The organism is Bacillus sp. JNUCC-21, from assembly GCF_041222765.1.
Lineage (GTDB): Bacteria > Bacillota > Bacilli > Bacillales > Bacillaceae > Bacillus > Bacillus velezensis.
This window is the reverse complement of the sequence record NZ_CP166019.1, coordinates 2,553,771-2,573,965: the sequence shown is the minus strand read 5'-3', so window position 1 is coordinate 2,573,965 and position 20,195 is coordinate 2,553,771. Positions and strand designations below refer to the sequence as shown.

Annotated in this window: 20 protein-coding genes; 12 read left to right on the top strand and 8 right to left on the bottom strand. The window is 46.0% G+C overall.

Annotated elements, in window-relative coordinates; genetic code table 11:
* Positions 1 to 31: 31 nt before the first annotated feature.
* Together JNUCC21_RS12740 and JNUCC21_RS12735 are read left to right on the top strand one after the other, a co-directional pair.
* Entirely contained in the window at positions 32 to 985 is a 954-nt protein-coding gene (locus tag JNUCC21_RS12740; protein ID WP_007408388.1) for an aromatic acid exporter family protein, read from the top strand.
* A gap of 69 nt (positions 986 to 1,054) precedes the next feature.
* Positions 1,055 to 1,585: a L,D-transpeptidase gene (locus JNUCC21_RS12735; protein ID WP_003153233.1), complete on the top strand. Its 531-nt coding sequence runs from the start codon at positions 1,055 to 1,057 to the stop codon at positions 1,583 to 1,585.
* Between the two features lie 13 nt (positions 1,586 to 1,598).
* On the opposite strand, the gene prli42 is transcribed toward JNUCC21_RS12735, so the two are convergent.
* A complete protein-coding gene (gene prli42 / locus JNUCC21_RS12730) occupies positions 1,599 to 1,694 on the bottom strand; it encodes a stressosome-associated protein Prli42 (RefSeq protein ID WP_007408390.1) in 96 nt (31 codons plus the stop codon).
* A 93-nt stretch (positions 1,695 to 1,787) separates the two neighbouring features.
* On the opposite strand from prli42, the gene mce reads away from it, so the two are divergent.
* The 3 genes from mce to JNUCC21_RS12715 are packed head-to-tail and all read left to right on the top strand — an operon-like array spanning position 1,788 to position 4,858.
* Positions 1,788 to 2,216: a methylmalonyl-CoA epimerase gene (gene mce / locus JNUCC21_RS12725; RefSeq protein WP_369878200.1), complete on the top strand. Its 429-nt coding sequence runs from the start codon at positions 1,788 to 1,790 to the stop codon at positions 2,214 to 2,216.
* Positions 2,203 to 3,726: an acyl-CoA carboxylase subunit beta gene (locus JNUCC21_RS12720; protein ID WP_369878199.1), complete on the top strand. Its 1,524-nt coding sequence runs from the start codon at positions 2,203 to 2,205 to the stop codon at positions 3,724 to 3,726. The genes mce and JNUCC21_RS12720 overlap by 14 nt, the downstream gene beginning before the upstream one ends.
* Positions 3,727 to 3,742: 16 nt before the next feature.
* Positions 3,743 to 4,858 (top strand): tripeptidase T, encoded by a 1,116-nt coding sequence (locus tag JNUCC21_RS12715; RefSeq protein ID WP_003153237.1) that lies wholly within the window; start codon positions 3,743 to 3,745, stop codon positions 4,856 to 4,858.
* Positions 4,859 to 4,971: 113 nt separating this feature from the next.
* Here JNUCC21_RS12715 and JNUCC21_RS12710 read toward each other — a convergent pair whose 3' ends face one another.
* Entirely contained in the window at positions 4,972 to 5,808 is an 837-nt protein-coding gene (locus tag JNUCC21_RS12710) for a membrane protein insertase YidC (RefSeq protein WP_020956057.1), read from the bottom strand.
* 32 nt (positions 5,809 to 5,840) lie between these two features.
* Positions 5,841 to 6,122: a hypothetical protein gene (locus tag JNUCC21_RS12705; RefSeq protein WP_003153239.1), complete on the bottom strand. Its 282-nt coding sequence runs from the start codon at positions 6,120 to 6,122 to the stop codon at positions 5,841 to 5,843.
* A 75-nt stretch (positions 6,123 to 6,197) separates the two neighbouring features.
* On the opposite strand from JNUCC21_RS12705, the gene JNUCC21_RS12700 reads away from it, so the two are divergent.
* Complete coding sequence (locus JNUCC21_RS12700; RefSeq protein WP_029973901.1) at positions 6,198 to 7,442, top strand: DNA polymerase IV; 1,245 nt, start codon at positions 6,198 to 6,200, stop codon at positions 7,440 to 7,442.
* A gap of 108 nt (positions 7,443 to 7,550) precedes the next feature.
* Positions 7,551 to 8,960, top strand: a complete 1,410-nt coding sequence (gene gndA, locus JNUCC21_RS12695) for an NADP-dependent phosphogluconate dehydrogenase (protein ID WP_007408395.1) — start codon at positions 7,551 to 7,553, stop codon at positions 8,958 to 8,960.
* An 89-nt stretch (positions 8,961 to 9,049) separates the two neighbouring features.
* Here the strand turns inward: gndA and zwf are convergent, their stop codons facing one another.
* Positions 9,050 to 10,519 carry a glucose-6-phosphate dehydrogenase gene (gene zwf, locus JNUCC21_RS12690; RefSeq protein ID WP_020956056.1) on the bottom strand — a complete coding sequence of 490 codons (1,470 nt, stop codon included), beginning with the start codon at positions 10,517 to 10,519 and terminating at the stop codon, positions 9,050 to 9,052.
* Positions 10,520 to 10,727: 208 nt separating this feature from the next.
* On the opposite strand from zwf, the gene rnz reads away from it, so the two are divergent.
* Both rnz and rpmG read left to right on the top strand, forming a co-directional pair.
* Positions 10,728 to 11,654 (top strand): ribonuclease Z, encoded by a 927-nt coding sequence (rnz, locus tag JNUCC21_RS12685; RefSeq protein WP_369878198.1) that lies wholly within the window; start codon positions 10,728 to 10,730, stop codon positions 11,652 to 11,654.
* A gap of 75 nt (positions 11,655 to 11,729) precedes the next feature.
* On the top strand, positions 11,730 to 11,879 hold the full coding sequence (rpmG, locus tag JNUCC21_RS12680; RefSeq protein ID WP_003153246.1) for a 50S ribosomal protein L33: 150 nt from the start codon (positions 11,730 to 11,732) through the stop codon (positions 11,877 to 11,879).
* 49 nt (positions 11,880 to 11,928) lie between these two features.
* On the opposite strand, the gene JNUCC21_RS12675 is transcribed toward rpmG, so the two are convergent.
* The 3 genes from JNUCC21_RS12675 to JNUCC21_RS12665 form a co-directional block, all read right to left on the bottom strand.
* Positions 11,929 to 12,702 (bottom strand): alpha/beta fold hydrolase, encoded by a 774-nt coding sequence (locus JNUCC21_RS12675; RefSeq protein WP_012117933.1) that lies wholly within the window; start codon positions 12,700 to 12,702, stop codon positions 11,929 to 11,931.
* A 113-nt stretch (positions 12,703 to 12,815) separates the two neighbouring features.
* Positions 12,816 to 13,832: an NADPH dehydrogenase NamA gene (gene namA, locus JNUCC21_RS12670; RefSeq protein WP_003153250.1), complete on the bottom strand. Its 1,017-nt coding sequence runs from the start codon at positions 13,830 to 13,832 to the stop codon at positions 12,816 to 12,818.
* 139 nt (positions 13,833 to 13,971) lie between these two features.
* Positions 13,972 to 14,295 carry a GlpM family protein gene (locus JNUCC21_RS12665; protein ID WP_369878197.1) on the bottom strand — a complete coding sequence of 108 codons (324 nt, stop codon included), beginning with the start codon at positions 14,293 to 14,295 and terminating at the stop codon, positions 13,972 to 13,974.
* Positions 14,296 to 14,433: 138 nt separating this feature from the next.
* Here JNUCC21_RS12665 and JNUCC21_RS12660 point away from each other — a divergent pair, with 138 nt between their 5' ends.
* Entirely contained in the window at positions 14,434 to 15,312 is an 879-nt protein-coding gene (locus JNUCC21_RS12660; protein WP_032866381.1) for a LysR family transcriptional regulator, read from the top strand.
* A gap of 334 nt (positions 15,313 to 15,646) precedes the next feature.
* Here the strand turns inward: JNUCC21_RS12660 and loaP are convergent, their stop codons facing one another.
* Positions 15,647 to 16,177 (bottom strand): antiterminator LoaP, encoded by a 531-nt coding sequence (loaP, locus tag JNUCC21_RS12655; protein WP_007408401.1) that lies wholly within the window; start codon positions 16,175 to 16,177, stop codon positions 15,647 to 15,649.
* 733 nt (positions 16,178 to 16,910) lie between these two features.
* On the opposite strand from loaP, the gene fabD reads away from it, so the two are divergent.
* Positions 16,911 to 19,169, top strand: a complete 2,259-nt coding sequence (gene fabD / locus JNUCC21_RS12650; RefSeq protein ID WP_032866379.1) for an ACP S-malonyltransferase — start codon at positions 16,911 to 16,913, stop codon at positions 19,167 to 19,169.
* 40 nt (positions 19,170 to 19,209) lie between these two features.
* Positions 19,210 to 20,190 (top strand): LnmK family bifunctional acyltransferase/decarboxylase, encoded by a 981-nt coding sequence (locus JNUCC21_RS12645; RefSeq protein WP_015240163.1) that lies wholly within the window; start codon positions 19,210 to 19,212, stop codon positions 20,188 to 20,190.
* Positions 20,191 to 20,195: the final 5 nt, after the last annotated feature.

Here is a 20,195-nt window from a genome sequence, read left to right as displayed (position 1 = left end):
TGAGAAAGAAACAAACAGAATGGAGCAAGCAATGTTTAAAATCGGTTACCGCACACTAAAGACCGCACTTGGAACGGCGCTGGCCATTTATTTAGCCCAGCTGTTGCATCTGCAAAACTTCGCATCCGCAGGAATCATCACCATATTGTGCATCCAGATTACGCAAAAGCGGTCGCTTCAGGCCTCGTGGGCCCGATTTGCCGCCTGTTTATTGGCGATCGTCTTCTCATATGTCTTTTTCGGGCTGATCGGCTATTACCCGTTTGCGATCGGAATATTGCTGGTGCTGTTCATTCCGACTACAGTCGTTTTAAAAATAAACGAAGGGATCGTCACCAGCTCAGTAATCATTCTTCATTTATATATGTCCGGCGGCATTACGATGGCGTTTATCTGGAATGAGTTCCAGCTGATTACCGTAGGTATCGGCGTCGCGCTGTTAATGAATCTGTATATGCCGAGCCTCGACAGAAAACTCGCGGCGTACCGGAAAAAAATCGAGGACAACTTTTCCGTCATCTTCGCCGAAATCGAACGGTATTTGTTAACTGGTGAGCAAGATTGGTCGGGGAAGGAAATACCGGAGACGCATCAGATGATTCAAGAGGCGAAAAACCTCGCCTATCGGGACGTGCAGAATCATATTTTGCGCCATGAAAATCTTTACTATCATTATTTTAAGATGAGACAGAAACAATTTGAAATCATTGAACGGCTGCTGCCGAAGATTACCTCTATTTCAATAACGGTGGAGCAGGGCAAAATAATCGCCCATTTCATCCATGAATTAAGGGAAGCCATTCACCCCGGCAATACCGCTCATAAATTTTTAAAAAGACTTGCAGAAATGAGAACGGAATTTGAAGAAATGCCGCTCCCGGCAACGCGCGAGGAGTTTGAAGCGCGGGCGGCTTTGTTCCATCTCCTCGGTGAGATGGAACAATATCTCGTGATTAAAAGTTATTTCAAAGGCATCAAGCTGTAAAAAACATATGGATCAATCGCATGAGTCCTCCTTTCATTGGTCATTCTAATGAAAAAAGGAGGGGAGCCCATGCGATTTTTTTTATTGTCAGCCGCCCTGCTGCTGTCTCCGCTTTGGCCGCTTGGCGCGAACCCTTTGCCGGGTGACCCTTATATTATCGTCAATAAAGCCACAAATGCGCTTGCTGTTGTGAAGGATAACCGAATAGAAGGCATTTATCAGGTGGCGACGGGAAAAACGGATGATTTGACGCCTGAAGGAGAATTTACGGTAACGGTCAAAGCCGTCAATCCGTATTACCGGAAGAAAAATGTAGAGGGAGGCGCGCCGGAAAACCCGCTCGGCGTCCGCTGGATCGGTTTTGACGCGAAAGGCACCGACGGCAGGATATACGGCATTCACGGAACAAACAGAGAAGAGCTGATCGGGGGGTTTGTTTCAAACGGCTGCATCCGTATGAAAAACCGGGATGTCATCCGTATTTTCCGGATTATCCCTCCCGGAACGAAAGTGTTGATTACAAAAGAAAACCGCTCATTCGAGGACATCGCAATAGAGCGGAAAGCCCTCATAAAAAAGCAGGAAACCCCCTTGCAATGAGGCGCCTGCTTTTTTACCGCAAATACATCATAATGCCTGAGAGGAGGGTTGAAAGTATAAATACGCCCAAAATGACGATGACGGCGCTTTTCATAAATTTTTGAGACATTGTTTCACTCCTTAAGATTACTGTCTATCATTTTAACGTGTTTTGCTTGTATGAACAAGCCATATCCTATGGCGGAAAGCAGGTGGCCGCGCTATGAAAAAACTTGATCATGTCGGCATTGCCGTCAGCTCTATTGAAGCTGCGAGAGGATTTTACGAACGGATGCTCGGGCTTACGTATATGGGAGACGAGCTGGTAAGCGGCCAAAATGTGAGAGTTGCTTTTTTAGAAGCGGGAGGCACAAAGCTTGAGCTGATTGAGCCGCTGTCGGACGCGTCTCCCGTCAGCTCTTTTTTACAGAAAAGAGGCGAAGGGCTGCATCATTTGGCATTCCGCTGCGCCGATATGAAGGAAACGATCAAGGAGCTTGAAGCATGCCGCATGACTTTGATCCATCATGAACCGCAAAACGGAGCGGGCGGGAAGAAGATCACATTTCTCTCTCCAAAAGAGGCGAACGGGGTCCTGATTGAGCTTTGTGAAACAATTGAAAAAGGAGAAACTCAAGATGAGCATGAGTGATCATATCAGACACTTAAATGAAAGACGTTCCTTTTTAACAAACGGCGGCGGAGCGGAAAAAAATGAAAAACAGCACAAAAAAGGCAAGCTGACGGCAAGAGAAAGAATTGACTATTTATTGGACGAAGACAGTTTTTCAGAGCTGCAGCCGTTTGCCAAAAGCCGCATGCCCGGATGCCAGAATGCTCCGGGAGACGGCGTTGTTACCGGATACGGCACAATTGACGGACGGCCCGTGTATTTGTTTGCCCATGACTTTACCGTACTCGGCGGGACGCTCGGCGAGACACATGCGGAAAAAATCGCGGCGGTAATGGATCTGGCGGCGAAAAATAAAACTCCGATCATCGGGCTGAACGACTCAGGTGGTGCGAGAATTCAAGAGGGTGTGGTATCATTAAATGGATACGGTCATATCTTTAGGCGCAACGTCCTTTACTCGGGAGTGATTCCGCAAATTTCTGTCATCCTTGGGCCGTGTGCCGGCGGTGCTGTTTATTCACCCGCTTTGACGGATTTTGTGATTATGGCGGAGCATACGTCGCACATGTTTATTACAGGCCCGAAAGTCATTGAACAGGTGACGGGTGAACAGATTGACGCGGAAAGTTTAGGCGGTGCGGGAATACATAATGTGATAAGCGGAAATGCCCACTATTCCGCACGAACGGAAAAAGAGGCTCTTTCCGCTGTGAAAACCCTGCTTTCTTATCTCCCGCACGGCGGACAGACGGCATTGCCCGTTAAAAAGGAAGACGCCAGACCGTTATTAAACACCCTCGTTCCCGCGGACAGTTCGAAACCTTACGATGTGTTACAGGTAATAAAAGAGCTGGCGGATGACGGAACGTTTTTTGACATTCAGCCGTATTTTGGCAAAAACATTGCTGTCGGTTTTCTGAAACTCGGACGGCGTACAGTCGGTGTTGTCGCAAACCAGCCGAAACACTTGGCGGGGAGCCTCACGATTGATGCCGCTGACAAAGCGTCGAGATTCATCCGTTTTTGCGACGCGTTTCATATTCCGCTATTGACGATCGCTGATGTTCCGGGATTTCTTCCGGGCTTTCAGCAGGAACATGCGGGAATCATCCGTCACGGAGCAAAATTGCTGTATGCTTTTGCCGAAGCGACGGTGCCGAAAGTGACGCTCATCATCAGAAAAGCTTACGGAGGCGCCTATGTCGCCATGAATTCGAAAGGGCTCGGGGCAGATCTTGTATTCGCCTGGCCCAATGCGGAAATCGCCGTGATGGGAGCGGAAGGCGCGGCGTCGATTTTATACAGCAGAGACATACAGGCTTCTGACGACCCGGAGAAAACGAAGCGCGAAAAAAAAGCCATATACGAAAAGGAAAACGCCGGTCCGTATAAAGCAGCGGCCTGCGGAATGGTGGATGATATCATCCGGCCGGAAGACTCGAGGAAAAAATTGATTCAGGCATTTGACATGCTTGCGCATAAGGAAGAGGAAAGACCGAAAAAAAAGCACGGTAATATACCGCTTTAAACGGAGGGAACTGAAAATGGTAAACGAAAAACGTCTGCTTGAAGAATTTCTTGAACTCGTTCAAATTGATTCAGAGACAAAACATGAAGCGGAAATCAGCAAGGTGCTCAAACAAAAATTCACTGATTTAGGATTGAGCGTAAAAGAAGATGATACAAAAGAAGTGACGGGGCATGGAGCCGGCAACTTAATCTGTACGTTAAAGGGCACAAAAGATGCGGATACGATTTATTTCACATCGCACATGGACACGGTTGTCCCGGGCAAAGGCGTTAAGCCGATTGTGGAAGACGGCTATGTAAAATCCGACGGCACGACGATTCTCGGCGCTGATGATAAGACGGGACTTGCCGCAATGTTTGAAGCCATTAAAGTGCTGAAAGAACAAAACATCGAGCACGGCACCATTGAATTCATTATCACGGCCGGAGAAGAATCGGGATTAGTCGGGGCAAAAGCAATGGATCGTTCAGACATTACCGCGAAATACGGTTTTGCGCTTGATTCAGACGGAAAAGTCGGCAACATTATTGTAGCCGCACCGACACAAGCGAAAGTGAGAGCAACCATTTTCGGGAAAACGGCTCATGCGGGGGTAGAACCGGAAAAAGGCATCTCCGCGATTACAATCGCATCAAAAGCAATCTCTAAAATGCCGCTCGGCCGTATTGATAAAGAAACAACGGCTAATATCGGACGTTTCGAAGGCGGCACGCAAACCAATATCGTCTGCGATCAGGTTGATATTCTGGCTGAAGCGCGTTCATTAGTGCCTGAAAAAATGGAAGCGCAAGTGCAGAAAATGAAAGAAGCTTTCGAATCTGCTGCAGCTGAGATGGGAGGCCGCGCGGAAGTGGACATCGCGGTCATGTATCCGGGTTTCAAATATCAGGACGGCGATCAGGTTGTGGAAGTCGCGAAAAAAGCGGCGGCAAAAATCGGCCGGCCGAGCGAACTTCAGACAAGCGGCGGCGGAAGTGACGCAAACGTCATTGCCGGCCACGGCATTCCGACAGTCAACCTGTCAGTAGGCTATGAACAAATCCATACGAAAAATGAAAAAATGCCGATTGAAGAGCTCGTCAAAACGGCGGAAATGGTCGTTGCCATTATCGAAACAGCGGCCAACTAAAAACGAAGCACCCAGTTGTTTGGGTGCTTTTTTCATTCTTCATGATAATTGGTTTAAAGCCTTGCAGATACAAGAAAAAACCCTGCCGGATAGGTTCCGGCAGGGTTTCAGTATTATGATTTGGCGGGCTCCGCCTGAGCCGCAGCTTGTTTCTTTTTATGATGCGTCTGCTGTAAAAGTACATTCTGCACTGTCAAAAACAGTCCGCTTGTAAACCAGTAAAGCGGCAGCGCAGCCGGTACGTTAAGTGAAAAAATGGTCATCATGACAGGGAAAATAAAGACCATGATTTTTGCTGACTGCATCGCGGCCGGATTTTGAGCAGCCGGTGAATATTTCTCGTTTAATTTTTGGGAAATATAAGCCTGTAAGAAATACATGGCCCCCGCGCACAGTGATACAAGAATATCAGAATGCCCTAAGCTGAACCACAGAAATGAGTGTGAAGCGATTTCCGGCGTTGAGCGGATGGCGTAATAAAAACCGATCAAAATCGGGAATTGCACCAGCATCGGAAGACATCCCATTGCCATCGGATTCAGATTGTGCTCACGGTAAAGCTTCATCATTTCCATTTGCAGTTCTTTTTGTTTCTCCGCATCTTTCGTTTGTTTCATTTTAGCCTGAATGCTGTCGACCTGCGGTTTGATCACAGCCATTTTTTCCTGGAACACCCGCTGTTTCTTAAATTGGTTCACAAACAAAGGCAATACAACGATCCGGACGATAATCGTCACCAGAATAATCGACAGTCCGTACTCACCGTGGAACAGGCCCGCCACACCTTTTAAAAGTGCCGAAAACGGCTCGATCAGGTAATCGTGGAAAAACCCGATATTCCCGAGGCCTCCCGTCTGAGTCTGAGATGTCGCCGCAAAAGCCGAGCGGCCTGTGCACAGTACGATAAAAAACAATCCGAATGCGATCCATTTTTGATATGTTTTAGACAATTATGTCTCCTCCTTTTTATCTTCACTTGCCGTTATAAAAGGAGGAAGCTGACATCTTCATCATCATTCGCCGGTGAATTCATGCGGATGACTTTACGTATCCAAGTTGTAATGCGATGATATATAATAATAAGAAAGTCTGTTCGGTTCAGCTGAACGACTGCTTGATGTTCATCTATTCGTTTCGTTCTCCAATGCTCGCCTGCGCGGCGCTCACGCAAAAGAAAAGCGATGCCGATCGCGGTCAGAGCGGGAAGAATAATTGTGAAAAAATCGACTAAAAATAAAAAGTCATTCATTGACTCAAGAATCATTTTATCACATCCATTCAGCTCTTATTTTACTACATATATATAAGGTTGTCTATGAAAGGAAAGGAGGCGCCGGGAGTGGCCGGAAAAGGGAGAATAATATTTCATATCGATATGAACAGTTTTTATGCCTCCGTAGAAATGGCGTATGATCCGTCTTTAAGAGGAAAACCTATCGCCGTTGCCGGAAACGTGAAGGAACGGAAAGGAATCATCGTCACCTGCAGCTATGAAGCGAGAGCGCGGGGCGTAAAGACCACCATGCCGGTGTGGCGGGCAAAACGCCTCTGTCCGGAACTCATCGTCGTGCCTCCGAATTTTGACCGCTATCGGAGTTCGTCAAAAGAAATGTTCAGCATTCTGAGGGAGTATACGGATTTAGTCGAGCCTGTTTCTATTGATGAAGGATACATGGATATTACGGACACACCGCACAGACACAGGGCGTATGAGACAGCCGAAGACATTCAGGCGAGACTGCAAAAAGAGCTTTTGCTTCCGTCAAGCATCGGCATCGCCCCGAATAAATTTCTCGCCAAAATGGCGTCTGACATGAAAAAACCGCTCGGCATCACCATTTTAAGAAAAAGAGAGCTGCCGGACGTCTTATGGCCTCTTCCGATTGAAGAGATGCACGGTATAGGAACGAAAACTGCGGAAAAAATAAAAACGCTCGGCATCAAAACGATCGGTGATTTGGCAAAAGGAGATGAACATGCGCTGAAAACGCTTCTCGGCATAAACGGCCCGAGGCTGAAGGATAAAGCGAACGGCATTCATCCTGCAGAAGTCAATCCCGAGCGGATATATGAATTTAAAAGCGTCGGCAACTCATCCACCCTGTCGCATGATTCGGCTGACTGGGATGAATTAACGGGCGTGTTTGACCGGCTCGCGCTGTCTGTGAGCGAACGGCTCCAGCGTAAGGAGGTCATGGCCTGCAGGCTGTTCATCATGATTCGGTATGCGGATTGGAAAACGGTCACAAGAAGCATGACCCTCAGCAATCCGGCTGATCAGAAAAAAGACATCATGGAAGCGGCGATGGAACTGTTTGACAAGCACTGGAACCAAAATCCGGTAAGGCTTCTCGGCATCACCGGAACGGAACTGGTTGAAAAACAGCAGGCGTATAAACAGCTTGATCTGTTTTCATTCAAGGAGGACGCAAAGGATGAGCCGATTTTTCAGATGATGAACGAGCTGAATGAAAAGTACGGCCAAAACCTGATCAGAAAAGGCGCCGTTATAAAAAAAGAAGAAAGCAAAACAAGGGGAACGAGCTTTAACAGAGACTTTTTTCAGGATGAAAAGAAAAGGTGAATAACTTGAAAAAAGGGGTTATGTATGATAATTTCTTTAGTATAAATATCATTTTATTTTAATTTAAATTTTAAAATGGTTAAACGTTTGAAGAAGGGACGTTAGAATATGTCAAAACAACAAATCGGAGTTATCGGTCTTGCGGTAATGGGTAAAAATCTGGCTCTTAACATCGAAAGCCGGGGATTTTCTGTGTCTGTATACAACAGATCAAGCAGCAAAACGGAAGAGTTTTTAGAAGAGGCAAAAGGCAAAAATGTTGTCGGTACATACAGCATTGAGGAGTTTGTCCAGTCTCTTGAAACACCCCGTAAAATTTTATTAATGGTTAAAGCGGGAACTGCAACGGATGCGACGATTCAATCTCTTCTTCCTCATCTGGAAAAAGACGATATTTTGATTGACGGCGGAAATACATACTATAAAGATACACAGCGCCGGAACAAAGAGCTTGCCGAAAGCGGCATTCACTTTATCGGAACGGGTGTATCAGGCGGTGAAGAGGGAGCGCTGAAAGGGCCTTCTATTATGCCGGGCGGCCAAAAGGAAGCGCACGAACTCGTGAAGCCGATTCTAGAAGCCATTTCTGCTAAAGTGGACGGAGAAGCTTGTACGACATACATCGGCCCGGACGGAGCGGGGCACTATGTAAAAATGGTGCACAACGGTATCGAATACGGTGACATGCAGCTGATCTCTGAGTCATATTTCATTTTGAAACAGGTGCTCGGATTGTCTGCCGAAGAGCTTCACGAAGTATTCGCTGAGTGGAACAAAGGAGAGCTTGACAGCTATCTGATCGAAATCACGGCTGACATTTTCACTAAAAAAGATGAAGAAACGGGCAAACCGCTTGTTGACGTGATCCTTGATAAAGCAGGCCAAAAAGGAACGGGTAAATGGACAAGCCAAAGCGCTCTTGACTTAGGCGTGCCGCTTCCGATTATCACTGAATCTGTTTTTGCGCGTTTCATTTCCGCAATGAAAGAAGAGCGTGTGAAAGCAAGCAGCCTTCTGTCCGGACCAGACGTTAAGCCGGTCACTGAAAATAAAGAAGAGCTGATTGAAGCGGTCAGAAAAGCGCTCTTCATGAGTAAAATCTGTTCTTACGCACAAGGCTTCGCCCAAATGAAAGCCGCGTCTGAAGAGTATAACTGGGATCTGAAATACGGTGAAATCGCGATGATCTTCCGCGGCGGCTGTATCATCCGCGCGGCGTTCCTGCAAAAGATCAAAGACGCATATGACCGTGAACCGGAGCTTGACAACCTGCTGTTAGACAGCTACTTCAAAAACATTGCAGAAAGCTACCAAGGCGCCCTTCGCCAAGTGATTTCACTTGCCGTAGCCCAAGGCGTGCCGGTACCTTCGTTCTCAAGCGCACTTGCGTATTACGACAGCTACCGTACGGCAGTGCTTCCTGCAAACTTGATTCAAGCGCAGCGTGATTACTTCGGCGCGCATACGTATGAACGCACAGATAAAGAAGGCATTTTCCATACTGAATGGATGAAGTAATGAAGAAGCCCCCGCAGTTATTGCGGGGGCTTTTCTGATATTAAAAACCGCGGACCGTCATGAACGGCGCCGCGGTTTTTGATGTTTTCTTATATATTCCACCAGTGGAGACCGTCTTTTTCAAGAAGATCGTCTGAAGCTTTCGGTCCCATTGACCCGGCTTCATAATTCGGAGAAAGGGTTTTGTCGGCTGCCCACGTTTCGGAAATCACATCGACGAAATTCCATGAAAGCGCCACTTCGTCCCAATGGGCAAAGTTTGTCGCATCACCGAGCAGACAGTCATGGATTAATTTTTCATAGGCTTCCGGTGTGTTCATTTCGTCACTGCAGTTGCTGCAGTAATCCAGCTTAATCGGCTGAGCATGAGCGGCTCCGCCTAATTTTTTAGCATTCAGATATAGTGTAATGCCTTCATCCGGCTGAATATGGATGACAAGCAGGTTCGGATTTACATTCGTTTCATTGCCGTAATAAAGGTTCATCGGAATGTCTTTAAATTGAACGACGATTTTCGTTGATTTTTCTTTCATCCGTTTCCCTGTGCGGATATAAAACGGAACGCCGGCCCAGCGGAAGTTATCGATCAACAGCTTTCCGGACACGAATGTTTCCGTATTGGAATCCGGTGCTACATTATGCTCATCTGTATAGCTTGGTACGGAGTTTCCGTCAATCGTTCCCGCTTGGTATTGTCCGCGGACGAAGTAGTCGCTCACTTCGTTTGGGGCGACAGGGCGGAGAGCCCTCAGCACCTTCACTTTTTCGCTGCGGATTTCTTCCGTGTTCAGTTTAATCGGCGGTTCCATCGCCAAGAGAGCGACCATTTGTAAAATATGGTTTTGAACCATATCACGGAGTGCGCCTGATTTCTCATAATATCTTGCACGATCCTCAACGCCGAGATCCTCACTTGACGTAATCTGGATGTTTGAGATGTAGCGGTTATTCCACAGCGGCTCAAACAGCGCATTCGCAAACCGGATGACTTCGATATTTTGAACCATTTGTTTGCCTAAGTAATGGTCGATCCGGTAAATTTGATCTTCCGTGAAAGCTTCGCGTATTTCTTTGTTAAGCTCTTTCGCACTCGGCAGGTCATGGCCGAACGGTTTTTCAATGACGAGACGGGACCAGCCATTTGTCGCTGTGACACCTTCGTTTTTAAGTGATTTTGCGATAGTGCCGAAAAACTCAGGAGCCATCGCCAAGTAAAACATTCTGTTGTTCGGGATTTCATATGTATGTTCAAGCTGATCAAGCAGGACATTCAGCTCCTGATAGGAACCCGGATTCGTTACATCAAACGGATGGTAATAAAAATGAGATGTGAAATCGTCTATGTCTTTTTGCCCGGCAGAAGAAACAGACGTTTTAACGGTTTCCCGGAGGTCCTCGTTTGACCAAGGTCTTCTTCCAACACCTACAACTGCAAACTCTTCACCAATTTGACCATTTTTATATAAACGGTGAATGGATGGGTAAAGTTTTCGTTTTGCCAAATCCCCTGTGGCACCAAATATTACAATTACTGCTTTTGGTTTGTCGTTTGTTTTCACTTAGAGTACCTCACTTTATCTGAAGCATGGTTTAAAACCCCGCATATTTCCTTCATTTTAAATCTAAAATTCGTTGAAAGCAAACATTTCAGCCTGTTTTTTGCGGTTTGCGGAAAAAAATTAATCAGGCCGGAGAAGGCCCGGGTGAATTCACATTTTCAGCTTGATCCTGTATCCTTAGTAGTACAAAGATCTAGGAGGAAGCATTGTGGAATTATTATTTTTAGGGACGGGGGCCGGCATGCCGGCAAAGACGAGAAACGTAACGTCCGTCGCGCTGAAGCTTCTTGAAGAAAGGCGTTCCGTATGGCTGTTTGATTGCGGAGAAGCCACTCAGCATCAGATATTACATACAACAATCAAACCGAGGAAAATTGAGAAGATTTTCATCACCCACCTTCACGGCGACCATGTTTACGGTCTTCCGGGTCTGTTGGGGAGCCGTTCATTTCAGGGCGGTGAAGAAGAGCTGACGATTTACGGGCCAAAAGGCATTAAAGCCTTTATCGAAACAAGCCTGAACGTGACGGCGACTCATCTGACGTATCCTCTTACCGTACTTGAAATCGAAGAGGGGACGGTTTTTGAAGATGAGCAATTCATTGTTACCGCAGCATCCGTCATTCACGGCGTGGAAGCGTTCGGCTACCGGGTTCAGGAAAAGGATATTCCCGGCGCATTGCAGGCCGGCAGATTGAAAGAAATGAATATATCGCCCGGACCCGTCTATCAGAAAATCAAAAAAGGCGAAACGGTCACACTTGACGATGGCAGAATCATTAACGGGCGGGATTTTTTGGAACCCCCGAAAAAAGGAAGAATCGTCGCTTTTTCCGGGGATACGAGGGCATCAGAGCGGGTAACGGAGCTGGCGAGCAATGCGGATGTGCTTGTTCATGAAGCGACATTTGCCAAGGAAGATGCAAAGCTCGCACATAATTATTATCACGCGACGACAGAACAGGCTGCGCAAACGGCAAAAAAAGCAGGCGCCAAACAGCTGATCTTAACTCATATCAGCGCAAGGTATCAGGGTGAATCGCCGATAGAGCGTCTCGAACATGAGGCGAAAGCGGTATTTGAAAACAGTAAGATCGCATTTGACTTCATGGAGGTCACTGTGGAGCGGTCTTAAAAAATGGATGCTTGACATTTTTTTCTGGTGAGATATAATAAAACGTAATAATTACGATTTAAAGAGGTGAAAATGATGCGTGTGAATGTTACATTGGCCTGTACAGAGACAGGGGACAGAAATTATATTACGACGAAGAACAAACGGACGAATCCGGACCGGTTAGAAATGAAAAAGTATTCCCCCCGGTTGAAAAAGTATACGTTGCATCGTGAGACAAAATAGATCACGATAACAAAAGCCATTGTGCCGTTGCACAATGGCTTTTGTTTTATCAGTTTACCGCCTGATAGGCAGGAGCATTCATTTGCTGGCGCACCGCGCACCAAACATCATAAATGGCAAGGTGGACGATGTGCGGTTCATCGTGGTGAATGGCATGAGAACTGTTTTTGGCCTGAATCCATCCGCTTTGATAAGAGACATCAAGCATGCTTCTGTGCAGTTTCACCCATTGTTCATGAGCGTGCTTTAAGCGCTCATCCCGCTCTCCCGATGATAAAATCAACAGCGGCATATCGCCGAAATGAATCTGCTGATGCTTGATCTGACGAAGGCTCGTCAAAAATTCCGCGTGTGATCCTTCCAATATGAACTGTTTCAAATAGGCGGCTTTCATTTCTTCGGGAAGAAGCGGAAGCACTTTCGTCTCCTGATCCTCAGAAACCGGATCAAGCATCACCATCCCGAGAATATCACGGCGGTTCCGGCTCGCCCAAAGTCTGCTGATAATCGCGCCGTATGAATGCGAGACGACAAGATAAGGAGGCTTGACGCCGGCCTTCAGAAGAAGAGCGTTTAATTCCTGTACCATGTGGTCCGCCGTTCTCTTGTTTCGGCTTTGTCCGCTTTTGCCGATTCCGGCTCTGTCATATGTGAAAACCCCAAATTCTTCATCTATGTCAGCGAGTAATGATGTCCATGTTTCAGAAGAAGTGCCGTAGCCGGCTTCAAAGACGATCGTCACTTCGCCGGCGCCTTTACGGTGTTTCGTATAAAACGGACACCCGTCAATCAGATATGTCCTTTCCATCCATGCTGCTTTCATTGGAGTCATCCCCTCTAATTGGTTCTATAGGGAAGACGGAGAAGCTTCGGCAATCGTTTCTCAAAAAATAAAAAAAGAGACAGCCGGATCGAAAAACTCCGGCTGCCATTTCATCACCATGCTCTGTCGTATTGAACCGGTGACGGTATTTCAGTATTCAGCTGCTTCGCTGCACTCCTTGCAAAGTGCGGATCGCGCAGAAGTTCTCTCGCGACAAAAATAAGGTCAGCGCGGTTGTTTTGCAGAATTTCTTCCGCCATTGTTCCCGTCGTTATCAAACCGACGGCGCCTGTTGCGATTTCGGCCTGTTCACGGATTTTCTCTGCGAAGCTCACTTGGTAGCCTGGGAAGACATTAATATCAGCTTGAACGAGTGCGCCTGAGCTGCAATCAATGAGGTCGACTCCCTGTTCTTTCATCCACTTCGCAAAACCGATATGATCCGCAATGTCCAGCCCTTTGTCTGTATAATCCGATGCAGAAATACGGACAAATAACGGGCCGTCCCAGACTTCCTTGACGGCTTCAATGGTCTCGCCTAAGAAGCGGTAGCGATTTTCATGTGAGCCTCCGTATTCGTCTGTACGGTGATTGGACAGAGGGGACAAAAATTCGTGCATTAAGTAGCCGTGTGCCGCATGAAGTTCAATAATATCAAAGCCGGCTTCTTTCGCGCGCGCCGCTGCCTGTTTGAATTCCTGAATGGTTTCTTTAATTTGTTCTGTCGTCATTTCAGCCGGTGTTTTGGACTGCTCATCGAACGGAATGGCTGACGGAGCGTAAATGTCTCCCTCAAGCTCAGCTTTACGTCCGGCGTGCGCAAGCTGAATGCCGATTTTAGATCCTTGCGCTTTCACTTGTTCCGTCAGTTTGGCAAAACCTTCGATATGATCATCGCTCCAAATGCCCAAATCCTGATCGGAAATGCGCCCTTGAGGATTAACGGCTGTCGCTTCCACGATAATCAGGCCGACCTGTCCGATTGCACGCGATATGTAGTGCGCCATATGAAAAGGCTGCAGTTTTCCGTCCTTCTCATGTGAGGAATACATGCACATCGGTGCCATAACAATACGGTTTTTGATCGTTACATCTTTAACGGTCCATGGTGTGAATAATTTTCTGGCCATTTATTTCGCCTCCCGGAATGTTTTTAGACATTGATTATAACAACTCATGATCATTCAGTCATATAAACTGCTCACAACTGAACACATCGTTCTTATTGTTCTGGACGGGCATTTTTTTATACACAGCGTGGCCGTATCTTCATAACAGGCATTTACAGCCGATCATATAGCAAATATAGATGAGAAACGCACCGATGACTGCCTGGCCTCCTTTGAACCAGTTTGTCAGGATGAAAATACTGCTGATGAAGATCACTGCGCCGAAGGCACCGAATATTCCGTTTTTTTGAGCGGCTCTGAAATCGTCGGGGCTCATATTTTTCAGCTGCAAGTGAATATTCAGTAACGTCATGATCGGCAGCAATGTAATAACGCCTGATAAGAATAAGTATTTCGATTTGCTTAAATACGCGGCGGCCACCATAACGGTGCCGCCGATAAAAAATTGAATGAGAAAACCCATGCTGAAACGCTCACCTTCTGTTTGTTATCAAGTATAATGATGGAGACATTGCCATTTTATTTTTGATTGATGTATAAGTAAACTAAATATAACTAATGCATTGGATAATAAAGAATGATATCTGGGAGATGAAGCCGGTTGGATTTAAAGAAGCATTTAGCCTTTATTAAAACGGTTGAAAGCGGCAGCCTGACCCAAGCCGCTGCCATATTGAATTACACACAGCCGAACATCAGCCAAATGATCAGTAAATTAGAGGAAGAGTACGGTTTTCCGCTTTTGATCAGACAGCGGCATGGAGTGAGGCCCACCGCAAATGGCTTGAAAGTGTTACATATTATGAAGGAAATTCAAAAAAACTATGAAAAACTGTCTGAAACCGTTGATAATATTAATGGGTTAGAAAGAGGGGAAGTCCGGCTCGGCACTGTTACGAGCGTGGCGGTAAAATGGCTGCCGAAAATTTTGAGGGAATTTAATGAGCTGTATCCTTCCATTAAGGTGCATTTGTTTGAAGGAAATTCTACTGAACTGGAAGAATGGCTGAAAGATGACCGGATTGATGCGGCGATCGGCACATCCCACAGCGAGAGGTGGCATTTTTACCCGTTGGCCGAGGATCAGATTGTAGCGGTGATGAGCCCGCAGCATGAATTGGCGCAATGTGAAACGGTTCCGTTACATGTCATGGAGTCCGTCAAATGTATCGTGCCTTATCCGGAGACACATTTTGATGTGCTGAAAGTGCTGAAGGAAGAAAAGATTACGCCGCGGGTCGCTTATCAAATCAGAGGGGATGAAGCGATTATTGCAATGGTGCGGAACAATCTGGGGATCAGCATCTTGCCGCAGCTTTTGGTGAATGATTGTGATGTGCTCATCAAACGGTTCGACCGGTATGTCTCCAGGCAGCTCGGCATTTTGACAGCTCATGCAAAGGAGACGCAGACACCTTCTGTCCAGAAACTGATTCAATGCATACAAGAATGGGTTGCGGTCCGTCAGGCTTCTGTCTGAAGAAGCCTGATGGACCGTTTAAGCCGGTTCAGCATAGTAGAACAGCATAAAATATGTCACCGGTTCATCCGAGGAATTAAAATAACTGTGCGGCATCGCCCGAAGTCAGCACATGCTTTTCGTCATGAAGCTCAACCGTCAATTCACCGCTCTTGATTAAAATGTATCTTCCCCTAAATGTGATTTTGCCTCATGGGCGCAGCCCGGCTTCAGGTCAACTATGCTAAAAAGTTTGACCGTGACGGTGGTGAGCGGGGTTATTTCGGTGTCGGGCTTTCGTTTGTATATAAAAAGGGCATCAACGGCATATGCTGTTGATGCTTTTTTTGAAATGCTAGGGTTTGGAGAGCACCTCAATTCCGACGTTGACCATTTTGTCCAGTCCCATAAAAGACAGGCAGATTTTGGCGCGTCTTTTTCTTTTATCGATCTTTTTAATAATGCCTTCCATTCCTTTAAGAGGCCCTGAGGCAACGGTTACTTTTGAATTTTCAATATAGACTTTTGAATAATCTACAGTGTCTCCTTCTCCGATCAGCCTAATGATAGGGAGGATTTCTTCATCCTTAATTGTCGTGAAATAGGTTTTACGCTCTTTGGAATAATATGCGCCGTTATTCACGATTCTGCATGAAATGGGGAGTTCTTTGATTTTATGAAATGTCCGCTCTGTCATCTTCGTTTTAAACAGCACATATCCCGGAAACATCTTTTTGAGTGCCTCGTATTTGATTCCGGCTTTTCGTTCTGTGACTTTTTTCTTGGGTATGATTGAGTAGAGAGCCTGCTCATCAAACTGCAGACGCAGAAATTTTTGAACTGTTTCTTCTTTTCCGGACTCTACAAAAAGTGCGTACCATTTCATGACTGGGTCCTCCTTAGAATAATAAGAAATTATTATACAAAGAAAGTATTTAATGGATAGTATTTAAAATGATTAAAAATTTTTCTAATTCGTCTTTTTTTTACATAATATATGAAAATGAAAAATAAGTATAGACCCAATTGACAGAGAGGCGATGAATTTTCTTTGACATGAAAAGGGTTCAGGGAATTATCTGACATTTATCCCGAAACAATTATGCCGACTGTCCACCGAACATAAAACTGTGAAATAAATGTCAGAAAATAATGAAATAATTCCTTGACATTATTATCTATAAATTGATATTATTCTCTTTAAATAGCAACTATTTGTTAAATTTATTAAATTGATGTAAAGCACCTATTAAATTTCAATCGCTGTTTCGGCACGTTGAAGAGGAAATAGGGATTATAAAAATGATTGTAGTGTATATATCTACATATACATGATAAGGGAGAAGTGTGCCGTCATGGCTGTTTTCGGGCATATTGGCACTGCAGCTTGTCATGCGAAACATTCAGTAAACAAGCAAGATGTCTTTATATAAATTATGTTAGAAAAGGAAAACACAATGCGTTTGCGATTTTTAAACCTGTGCTGAATCGCAAACGCGTTTGTGTTTTTATTTTTATGCCGGTGTTTACACCAGTCAATATATGAAATAAGAGACGTTTTTGTATGGAGAACCACATGTGATGTACAAAATTGGCGATGCGGAAAGGATGAGGATAAGATGCTTACGTTTGTGTTCCCGGGGCAGGGTTCTCAATTTAAAGGAATGGGAGCCGGACTGTTTGATGAATTTCAAGATCTGACACGTCAGGCTGATGACATATTAGGCTACTCTATAGAAGAATTGTGTCTGGAGGATCCGAATCACCAGCTGGGGAAAACGCAATTTACCCAGCCGGCGTTATATACGGTGAGTGCACTCAGTTATTTAAAGAAAATGAAAGAGTCCGGCAGAGAGCCTGATTACGCCGCAGGGCACAGTTTAGGAGAATATAATGCGTTATTTGCGGCCGGCTGCTTTGATTTTGAGACCGGTTTGCAGCTTGTGAAAAAAAGAGGGGAGCTCATGAGCAAGGCAGCTCCCGGAGGCATGGCGGCGGTTTTGGGGTTTACCGCTGAACAAGTAAAAGAGGTTCTATCCGATTATCATCTGACCGGCATTGATATCGCTAACCACAATTCACCTTCGCAAATTGTGATCGCCGGAACGAAACAAGACATTGAAAAAGCGGGCCCCGTCTTTGAAAAAGCCGGCGTGAGAATGTACCTTCCTTTAAATGTGAGCGGCGCCTTCCATTCCCGCTATATGAAAGATGCTGAAAAAGAGTTCGCGGATTATTTAGAAGAAACGGTGTTTTTGCCTCTTCGTTTTCCGGTGATCTCAAATCTTCATGCCGCACCTTATAAGAATGATGAAATCAAAACAAATCTGACTTTGCAAATGACCAATCAGGTAAAGTGGACGGACACGATACGCCGTCTGATGGGACTTGAAAATAATGAAATTGCAGAAGTCGGGCCCGGGGAAGTGCTGACAAAACTGACGCGTCAGATTAAAAAAGATGCCGTCCCATTACCTATGCCGAAAGAAGAGTCTGATACTGCTGATGTTAAAGCATCGGCAGCTGATCCGCAAAAAACGGCGGGAATGAGATTAGGGAACGAAGATTTTAAAAAAGATTATAACATCCAATATGCTTACATGACGGGCTCCATGTACAGGGGAATTGCTTCGGAACAGATGGTCATTAAAGCGGCAAAAGCGGGAATGCTGGGCTTTTTCGGAACGGGCGGATTGAGTATCGAACGGATCGGACAGGCCATCGGCACCATCCGGTCTGCACTGCGGCAAGGGGAAACATTCGGAATGAATCTTCTTCATCATATGATGTCACCTGACAAGGAAGTCAGAATGATAGATTTATATTTGAAAAACGGCATTCATCTTATTGAAGCATCGGCATTTATGGGCATAACCCCCGCTCTTGTTATATACAGGGCAAAGGGATTAACCAGGAATCATGACGGGTCGGTGTCAGTTCAAAACAAAATCATCGCGAAAGTATCCCGGCCTGAAGTCGCTGAGGCCTTTCTGAATCCGGCTCCGGCTCATGTGCTGGAAAGACTTGTGTCTGACAATCGGCTGACAGCCGGGGAAGCGGCGCTTGCAAAAGAAATTCCGATGGCTGATGACATTTGCGTTGAAGCGGATTCAGGAGGGCATACCGACCAAGGGATTCCGTATACATTAATGCCTGCCATGATCAGACTCAGAGACCGCATGATGGAGAAGCACGGTTATGCGAAAAAAGTAAGAATCGGCGCAGCGGGCGGCATCGGCACTCCGGAAGCGGCTGCTGCCGCGTTTCTGCTCGGCGCCGAATTTATCGGAACCGGTTCTATTAATCAATGCACGGTCGAAGCCGGGACAAGTGATTCAGTGAAAGATCTGCTTCAGGAAGCGAACGTGCAGGATACGTCATACGCTCCTGCGGGAGATATGTTTGAAGCGGGAGCAAGGGTGCAGGTGCTGAAAAAAGGCCTGTTTTTCCCGGCAAGAGCCAATAAACTCTTTGACTTGTACAGACAATACAATTCTTTAGATGAAATAGATGAAAAAACGAAAACATTAATTGAAGAAAAGTATTTCCAGCGCAGTTTTGAAGAAGTGTATGAGCAGTTGAAACGTGATAAATCTCCTGAGCAGATCGCCAAAGCCGAACAGAATCCGAAACACAAAATGGCGATGGTATTTAAATGGTATTTTTCTCATACGACAAGGCTCGCTCTGGAAGGAAAAAGTGAAAGTAAAATAGATTACCAAATTCATTGCGGTCCTGCGCTCGGCGCGTTTAATCAATGGGTGAAAGGAACCCCGCTTGAAAATTGGAGAAACAGGCATGTCGATCTGATCGGCAAACAGCTCATGGAAGAAACAGCCGGCCTTCTTGCGCAAAGGCTGGTATCGATTACAGGCTGAGTATGACCAGCCATTACATTTTTTCTGCGGAGGACAGACCATGCTGATTGAAAATCATGAATTAACGATGAGCCATGTCGGGTTAGGGAATTTGAATGAGTACGCGCTGCTGCTGTTATTCGGCAACGCACACAGTCACCATTTAACGGACGGAACGGGATTCCGGCCTGATCAGATGGCCGATCACCAAGGGCTGATTTTGTATCCGGCTTATTTTATGACACATCTCAAAGTTCCTTCAGATCAGCCTCTTGATCAGTACCGATTATGGGACGAGGTTTCCGTCGGAGTCGATATCTCCCGGTTTGGAGAAACCATATTAGAATCTGATTATTTGTTCGGGCCGAAAGGAGCGGTCAGCTCTGATAAAAGCGAGTGGGACCGGGGACGGTTTCCTTCTATGAAAGCCAATAGTTTAATTGTCGTCGACGTCACACAAACAGAAGGTTCGACGCGCAAAGTCTCAGCGCCTAAGGCTGAATGCATTGCGGAACTTTCTAAGCTAGCCAAGCCGCCTTACGCCCTGATGCGGTCAAAGAAAATCAGAACGGACGCCTTCGGTATGAAGCCGGGCAATCTCAAAACAGCAGACCCCGTTTCATATCGGGTTCCTGTTGATCAGGATGCTGCGCCCGGGCATGCCATGGTGTTTGCGAAATTCAGCAAGATAATGGATGCGGCGGAATTTGAATGGATGACGCGCCGGTCGAAGCCGGGTTTTCCGGTTTCAATCGCGCGGCATTTATTTTTGCTTGAAAGAGAGACGTATTATTACGGAAATTGTTTTGCAGATGAAGAGCTTGATATTTATATGACGGGACACATTGAAGAATGCGATCCCGACTTTCACGGTGAGTCCCTCGGTATGATCTCAGTGGCGAAAATCAGCTATCAGATTGAAGTCTATATGAAAAGAAATCATACATTGCTGGCCATTTCCAAGGTGGACAAGCTGCTGGCGGTGCCGACCTCTTCACAAGATCATATTCCGGATTATAAGCGGGTCATCAGAAGTCTATAAAATGA

Coding starts and splice junctions, on each gene's coding strand:
- JNUCC21_RS12705 (WP_003153239.1), bottom strand. CDS start 6,122: ATGATTCTTGAGTCAATGAATGACTTTTTATTTTTAGTCGATTTTTTC.
- JNUCC21_RS12720 (WP_369878199.1), top strand. CDS start 2,203: ATGAGCATGAGTGATCATATCAGACACTTAAATGAAAGACGTTCCTTT.
- JNUCC21_RS12665 (WP_369878197.1), bottom strand. CDS start 14,295: ATGGGTTTTCTCATTCAATTTTTTATCGGCGGCACCGTTATGGTGGCC.
- JNUCC21_RS12715 (WP_003153237.1), top strand. CDS start 3,743: ATGGTAAACGAAAAACGTCTGCTTGAAGAATTTCTTGAACTCGTTCAA.
- gndA (WP_007408395.1), top strand. CDS start 7,551: ATGTCAAAACAACAAATCGGAGTTATCGGTCTTGCGGTAATGGGTAAA.
- JNUCC21_RS12645 (WP_015240163.1), top strand. CDS start 19,210: ATGCTGATTGAAAATCATGAATTAACGATGAGCCATGTCGGGTTAGGG.
- namA (WP_003153250.1), bottom strand. CDS start 13,832: ATGGCCAGAAAATTATTCACACCATGGACCGTTAAAGATGTAACGATC.
- loaP (WP_007408401.1), bottom strand. CDS start 16,177: ATGAAATGGTACGCACTTTTTGTAGAGTCCGGAAAAGAAGAAACAGTT.
- JNUCC21_RS12735 (WP_003153233.1), top strand. CDS start 1,055: ATGCGATTTTTTTTATTGTCAGCCGCCCTGCTGCTGTCTCCGCTTTGG.
- rpmG (WP_003153246.1), top strand. CDS start 11,730: ATGCGTGTGAATGTTACATTGGCCTGTACAGAGACAGGGGACAGAAAT.
- JNUCC21_RS12675 (WP_012117933.1), bottom strand. CDS start 12,702: ATGAAAGCAGCATGGATGGAAAGGACATATCTGATTGACGGGTGTCCG.
- fabD (WP_032866379.1), top strand. CDS start 16,911: ATGCTTACGTTTGTGTTCCCGGGGCAGGGTTCTCAATTTAAAGGAATG.
- mce (WP_369878200.1), top strand. CDS start 1,788: ATGAAAAAACTTGATCATGTCGGCATTGCCGTCAGCTCTATTGAAGCT.
- JNUCC21_RS12740 (WP_007408388.1), top strand. CDS start 32: ATGTTTAAAATCGGTTACCGCACACTAAAGACCGCACTTGGAACGGCG.
- prli42 (WP_007408390.1), bottom strand. CDS start 1,694: ATGTCTCAAAAATTTATGAAAAGCGCCGTCATCGTCATTTTGGGCGTA.